This window comes from Rickettsia sp. TH2014, from assembly GCF_019249195.1.
Lineage (GTDB): Bacteria > Pseudomonadota > Alphaproteobacteria > Rickettsiales > Rickettsiaceae > Rickettsia > Rickettsia felis.
Map to the genome: position 1 here is coordinate 1 of NZ_MXAX01000083.1, position 6,255 is coordinate 6,255.

The window sequence follows — 6,255 nt, forward strand, 5'->3', positions numbered from 1 at the left end:
TTTCATTCGGGTATTGGTTACAAAAAACCTATGGATGTTTATCTGAATTATACGCAAAATTATTATCAATTAGCTGCTTAACAATATAATAAAAATAGGAAACGAATTTGATTATTTTTTGTCTTGATTTCTCAGTCCATTATATTTATAGCTATAGTTCCAACATTTTTGGGTTCTATAGAAGAGTGTTGGCTAAATTGAGTTATAGTTGCTATTCTATCCGTTTTAATTACCTGAGAATATTTAAAAACATGAGCTTTTTTCATAATAATTACCTATAAATTGTTGTATTAAAATATTAAAATTGTAAATAAAAAATCAATATTATAATACTAAGAAATTATATTTAGGTTAACAAATGAGTTTAAAATCCGCTTGGCTTGATACGCCTCTTGGTTCAATGCTGGTAATTAGTGATGAAGAGAGGATTTATTTACTCGATTTTGCTGAAAGTAAAGGGTTAGAGCATAAAATTAAAAGACTTAAAGCTAAAACAAAATCAGCTATTACGGAAGATCGCACTAAACCTATTCTATCAATTGAAGAGGAGTTAAAATTGTACTTTAACGGTACTTTGCAAAAATTTAATACTTCTATATATCTTTTAGGAAGCGAATTTCAAAAATTAGTATGGCAAGAGCTAATGAATGTACCTTACGGTGAAACAAGAAGTTACTTTACTCAAGCTAAATTAATAGGTAGAGAAAGATCTTATAGAGCCGTTGCAAATGCTAACGGAGCAAATAAATTCGCTATAATTATTCCCTGCCACCGCATCATCAATAATAACGGCGAGCTTGGGGGCTACGGCTCAGGGCTAGATCGTAAAAAATGGCTTATTGAACATGAGAGACAGAATTATTAAATAAAAAATCAATGCCTGAATTTCGGTTACAGTGGTTTTAAGAAGTTCGTATAATATAATTATAAATTTATATTATAGGATAAATTAATATGTTTAATGAGCTTCAAATTAATGAGATTCAAAGGCAAGAATATTATCAGGCATTAATTAATAAAGATGATAGATATGAAAATATCTTTTTTTGTAGCGGTTAAAACCACAGGAGTATTTTGTAGACCGACTTGCTCTGCACGAAAGCCTAAATTTGAAAATTGTGAATTTTATAAAACTGCTAAGGAAACTTTGCATGCTTCATATAGACCTTGTCAGCGTTGCAAGCCTCTTTCTCATCCTTACGAAGCTTCAGATTTAGTTCGCACTCTTGTTGACGCTGTTGAGCTTGAGCCTGCTAAGAGGTGGAAAGATAGTGATTTTGATGAGCTATCAGTAGATGCTTCTACAGCACGTCGCAAATTTAAAAAACGTTTTGGTATGACGTTTGTAGAATATGCAAGAGCAAGGCGTATGGGTATTGCGATGAAGCAAATTCGCATGGGTGAATCAGTAATTAATACACAAATTGATATGGGTTATGAGTCAAGTAGCGGTTTTCGAGATGTTTTCTCTAAAATAATGGGCGGACCGCCGACAAAACTTAATAAGCATTTAAATATTTTAAAAGCTGCTTGGTTAGATACCACACTTGGGGCTATGATTGCAATTAGTGATGAAAAGCTACTTTACTTATTAGAATTTGTTGATAGAAGAGGTTTAGAGCTGGAAATTGAAAGGCTAAGAATTAAGACGAAATCTGCTATTATTCCTAGAAGTACTAAACCGATTTTAATGATTGAAGAGGAGCTTAAATTGTACTTTAACGGTACTTTGCAAAAATTTAATACACCTATATATCTTTTAGGGAGCCCATTTCAAAAAATGGTTTGGCAAGAGTTAATTAATATACCTTACAGCAAAACACGAAGTTATTTAAATCAGGCTTAAGTTTTGGGCAAACCTACTTCTTATAGAGCTATTGCAAATGCTAACGGCATGAATCAGTTAGCAATAATTGTTCTTTGCCATCGTATTATTAATAGCAATGGCGAACTTGGAGGATATGGCGGAGGATTACATCGTAAAAATGGCTTATTGAACATGAAAGAAAATTTACAACAAATTAGAAATATTTTACTTGAGAATTCTACTATTCCTTTAGAACGTAGGACGATGTTCTTTAAAACTAATGAAGGAGAGTATGGCGAGCATGATAAATTTATTGGTGTTACTGTGCCGACTTTACGTAAAATAGCTAAAAGTTATTATAATTTAGATGGGGGGGTTTAAGCAGACTTATTACTTCAGAATTTAATGAAGAAAGATTTTTAGCGTTAGCTATTTTGATTATGCAATATCAGAAAGCACAAGATAAAGAGTTTTTATAATTTTTATTTAAACAATATAAAATACGTAAATAATTGGAATTTAGTGGACGCATCAGCTCATCACGCTGTAGGAGCTTATTTATGGGATAAAGAAAAGGACTATCTTTTTACATTAACAAAATCGGAAATTCTTTGGGAGAGACGAATAGCTATGGTCGCTACTTGGTATTTTATCAAAAATAATCAATTAGATACAACTTTTGAAATAGCAAAATTACTCTTAAACGATAAACATGATTTAATGCATAAAGCAGTAGGTTGGATACTACGTGAAGCAGAAAAAAAGATGAAAAACAGTTAATAGATTTTTTTGGATCGTTATATATCACAAATGCCAAGAACCGCAGTTCGTTATGCAATAGAGAAATTTCCTGAAGAGGTACGTAAGAATATTTTGCAAAAAAAATAACTTATGCTAGTATACTCGTTTAATTTGAAAAATTGGCTACGTTATCTTTTGTTGATAATCCTCACGTACTAGTATGTGCGCAGCGTTTATCAGCTTCAAGATGCCTTGCTCTTTTCCAAATTAAACTTCGTTAACCAACTCTTCATTTATTAGATGTATATTCAATTTTAATTTAGCAAAGGTATTATTATGTTAAAAACTTTATTAGTCGGTTTTATAACTTTAATTTGTGCAGTAAGCTATGCTGATGACCAAACAACTCAAAATCCTAATTCTACAAATTCTTCTTCTGATCAGCCCAATGATATATTACCTGCAGAGGCAGCCGTTAACTTTGCCCAGCCTTGGGCAAGACCTACAACAAATGTGCAAGGTAAAGTTAGCAATTCTGCTATGTATTTTACATTAATAAATACTAGAAGTAAGAGTTATAATTTAGTGAATATATCTTCAGATAAGATAAGCGGAATAGAAATCCATCAAACAATTAATGATCAAGGAGTTAGTAAAATGGTAAAAGTCGATTATCCATTTTCAATTGCCGGTAATATTAACGTTGATTTTAAGCCCGGTGGCATGCATGTTATGCTTTATGACCCGAAAGTAGATTTAAACGCAGGAGATGAGTTTAAAATAACCTTTTTCTTCGATGATAACACGACAAAAACGGTTAATGTTAAAGTAGCAAATGATAATCCGTATAATAAAACAGGGAATTAAGAAAAACGTCATTGCGAGCAGCTATAAGCTGCGTGGCAATCTCATGAAATAATAACAAACCCCTACTCCTGAGATTGCTCCGCCAATTACTTCGTAATTTTCCTCGCAATGACGATAGGCTAAACAATATGACCCTAGAAATTACCGGAAGTGAGTTAATTAAATCTAAACTTATAGATGCTCCCGAACGCTGCGGGGTTTATCGGATGTTTGATGTTAACAAGCAGGTGATTTATGTCGGTAAAGCTAAAAATTTAAAGAAACGCCTTACTAATTACATTAAAAGCGATTTAGATAATAAGACGCTTCGGATGATTGCAAATACTTGTTTTTTAGAGTATAGCATCACTAATTCCGAAGTTGAGGCACTCCTTTTAGAAGCCCAACTAATCAAAAAATTTCAGCCGAAATTTAATATTCTTCTTAAGGATGATAAGTCTTTTCCTTTCATCAAGTTACGTTTAGATCATGATTTCCCGCAATTGCTAAAATATCGAGGTAAAACTCTAAGTGACGGGAAGTTTTTCGGTCCTTTTGCTTCGAGTGCGAAAGTTAATACTACTTTAACGAAATTGCAAAAAATCTTTAAATTACGTTCCTGCGCGGATAATTACTTTAATTCACGTACTCGTCCTTGTCTGCAATATGAAATAAAACGTTGTTATGCTCCTTGCGTCGGTAAAATAAATAAGGAGGACTATAAGGGCTTAGTATCTCAGGTTAAAGATTTCTTACGAGGTCGTACTAAAGAACTTCAAGAGAACTTATCTAAAAAGATGGAAGAACTAAGTAGTCAGATGCGTTTTGAAGAGGCGGCAGAAATTAGAGACCGTATTAAGGCACTTAGTTATGTGCAGCTTAAGGCAGGTGTTTCAGATATTGTTAAAGACGCAGATATAATCGCTATTGTAGAAAAGAACGGACATTATTGTGTGGAAGTGTTTTTATATAGGGCAGGGCAAGCATGCGGTAATATTCCTTATTTTCCTACTTCTACTGAAAATAGTACCAAAGAAGAAGTATTAGAATATTTTTTATTACAATTTTATCAAAAACAACAAGTTCCTGCGGAAATTATAATTAATCATGAAATTAATGATAAAGAGAATGTGATAGAGGCGATTAAAAAAATCAATAATATTACTAAACTCAATATTATAATACCTATTAGTGGCGGTAAAGCCAAGCTAGTTCAGAATGCCGCAATAAATGCTTTATTCTCTCTAGAGCAATATTTGAAGAAATTTGCAAAAAATCAAGAGATTATGCTTGAAATCAAAGAGCTATTTGGTCTTTCTGAAATTCCTGAAAGAATTGAGATTTATGATAATAGTCATATTCAAGGTAAGTTTGCAGTCGGCGTTATGGTAGTTGCCGGTAAAGCCGGTTTTGATAAAAAGGAATACCGGGTTTTTAATTTAAATATATATCATTCAAGTGCTCTATTATGTCATTCCCGCTCTCTCGTATGTCATCCCCGCGAAAGCGGGGATCCAGAAAGGTTAATGGATTCCTGCTTTCGCAGGAATGACATAAAAGATGACGGGTATGACATTGTAGGTGACGATTATGAAATGCTCAGGCAAGTTTTAACACGAAGATTAACTAGACTTAAGAATGAACCGCATAAATTGCCAAGTTTGATGATTATAGACGGCGGCAGGGGGCATTTAGGCGTAGTTAAAGAGGTAATGGATAAATTTGAAATGAATATTCCTTTTGTTTGTATGTCAAAAGGAGTAGATAGAAATGCCGGTCTTGAGCAGTTCCATATGACAGGTAAAGAAGTATTTACTCTGGATAAAAATTTGCCGATTATGAAATATTTACAAATCTTGCGGGATGAGGCGCATAATTTCGCCATAAAGAATCATAGACTCGGTAGATCGCGTGCCATAAAATTATCAAGCCTTGATGATATAGATGGTATAGGTGAAACTCGTAAAAAAGCATTGCTGTACTATTTCGGTTCTTATAAAGCAGTATGTGATGCAACAATAGATGAGCTTACTAAAGTAAACGGTATTAACAAGTCACTTGCCGAGATGATTTTTAGAACGTTGCATAAGAGCTTATGAATAATTACTCATAATGTCCCCACATGCTAAGTATTTTTATAATTTTTTTATCCTCTAATATTTCATAAACCAGTCTATGTTGTAAATTAATTCTTATAGAACGTTTACCAACTAAATCGCGATAAAGTTTTTTACTATTTAATGGCATTGAATTTATTGTTAAGGATTTACATAAATTTTCTGCTTTATCGGCTAATTTAGCTGCTTTTAAATTTTGTATATCTTCAATTGCTTTTTTTTTGTGTACAGTATAGTATATATCATTTCCATGCTTCTTCATGGCTAATACATTCTTCTAACGGTTCTTTACTAGCTTCAATGATTCTTTTTACTAAGCCTGGTTTAGAGTACAAATATAAAGTTTCTTGTAATCCCTCGTAATCTTGTTCTGATATGATTACCGCATTATTACGTTTTCCCTTTATATAAATAGGCTCATGAGTTTTATTTGTTTCATCAATAAGAGTAAATAATTTAGCTCGTGCTTGCGAGCTTGTGTAAATAGCCACAATATTATCTCTACAATAAGTTTTATAATCAAGTGTACCACATTATGTACGTAATAGCAATAATTTGTTTTAAATATCAGTTTCATATAGAAAAAACTAATTTTATAACTCATAATTATATGGTAGTATGAGTTATAAAATAAATATTTATAGCTCATGATATGGAATTGGCAGCATAAAGATTGACCTAACTTTAAATATAATCAGAAACATATATTAAATTTAGGGTCATGCCTCCATATTGCAGTTATGC

At 32.4% G+C, this 6,255-nt stretch carries 7 protein-coding genes and 2 pseudogenes; 7 read left to right on the forward strand and 2 right to left on the reverse strand.

The genetic code is table 11. From position 1 onward, the window contains the following. Positions 1 to 358 precede the first annotated feature (358 nt). From KYQ89_RS01380 to uvrC, 7 genes and pseudogenes are all read left to right on the forward strand, one after another. Entirely contained in the window at positions 359 to 865 is a 507-nt protein-coding gene (locus tag KYQ89_RS01380) for a methylated-DNA--[protein]-cysteine S-methyltransferase (protein WP_218460068.1), read from the forward strand. Between the two features lie 165 nt (positions 866 to 1,030). After that, positions 1,031 to 1,447, forward strand: a pseudogene (locus KYQ89_RS07585) (Ada metal-binding domain-containing protein); the annotation flags it as partial. Between the two features lie 30 nt (positions 1,448 to 1,477). After that, positions 1,478 to 2,025, forward strand: a pseudogene (locus KYQ89_RS01395) (methylated-DNA--[protein]-cysteine S-methyltransferase). Next, positions 2,000 to 2,188, forward strand: coding sequence for a DNA alkylation repair protein (locus tag KYQ89_RS01400; RefSeq protein ID WP_218460070.1), 189 nt, complete (start codon positions 2,000 to 2,002; stop codon positions 2,186 to 2,188). The pseudogene KYQ89_RS01395 and the gene KYQ89_RS01400 overlap by 26 nt, the downstream one beginning before the upstream one ends. A 114-nt stretch (positions 2,189 to 2,302) precedes the next feature. Next, positions 2,303 to 2,587 carry a DNA alkylation repair protein gene (locus KYQ89_RS01405; protein WP_371920384.1) on the forward strand — a complete coding sequence of 95 codons (285 nt, stop codon included), beginning with the start codon at positions 2,303 to 2,305 and terminating at the stop codon, positions 2,585 to 2,587. Positions 2,588 to 2,884: 297 nt separating this feature from the next. Next, on the forward strand, positions 2,885 to 3,415 hold the full coding sequence (locus KYQ89_RS01410; protein WP_218460071.1) for a copper chaperone PCu(A)C: 531 nt from the start codon (positions 2,885 to 2,887) through the stop codon (positions 3,413 to 3,415). Between the two features lie 128 nt (positions 3,416 to 3,543). Beyond that, a complete protein-coding gene (uvrC, locus tag KYQ89_RS01415; protein WP_218460072.1) occupies positions 3,544 to 5,493 on the forward strand; it encodes an excinuclease ABC subunit UvrC in 1,950 nt (649 codons plus the stop codon). A gap of 4 nt (positions 5,494 to 5,497) precedes the next feature. Here uvrC and KYQ89_RS01420 read toward each other — a convergent pair whose 3' ends face one another. Beyond that, positions 5,498 to 5,773, reverse strand: a complete 276-nt coding sequence (locus tag KYQ89_RS01420; protein ID WP_256621182.1) for a type II toxin-antitoxin system RelE/ParE family toxin — start codon at positions 5,771 to 5,773, stop codon at positions 5,498 to 5,500. After that, entirely contained in the window at positions 5,754 to 6,002 is a 249-nt protein-coding gene (locus KYQ89_RS01425; RefSeq protein ID WP_218460074.1) for a type II toxin-antitoxin system Phd/YefM family antitoxin, read from the reverse strand. Before KYQ89_RS01425 ends, KYQ89_RS01420 begins: the two co-directional genes overlap by 20 nt. Positions 6,003 to 6,255: the final 253 nt, after the last annotated feature.

Bases quoted from the DNA above. Each gene is read 5' to 3' on its own strand.
- uvrC (WP_218460072.1), top strand. From the start codon at position 3,544: ATGACCCTAGAAATTACCGGAAGTGAGTTAATTAAATCTAAACTTATA.
- KYQ89_RS01410 (WP_218460071.1), top strand. From the start codon at position 2,885: ATGTTAAAAACTTTATTAGTCGGTTTTATAACTTTAATTTGTGCAGTA.
- KYQ89_RS01420 (WP_256621182.1), bottom strand. From the start codon at position 5,773: ATGAAGAAGCATGGAAATGATATATACTATACTGTACACAAAAAAAAA.
- KYQ89_RS01380 (WP_218460068.1), top strand. From the start codon at position 359: ATGAGTTTAAAATCCGCTTGGCTTGATACGCCTCTTGGTTCAATGCTG.
- KYQ89_RS01400 (WP_218460070.1), top strand. From the start codon at position 2,000: ATGAAAGAAAATTTACAACAAATTAGAAATATTTTACTTGAGAATTCT.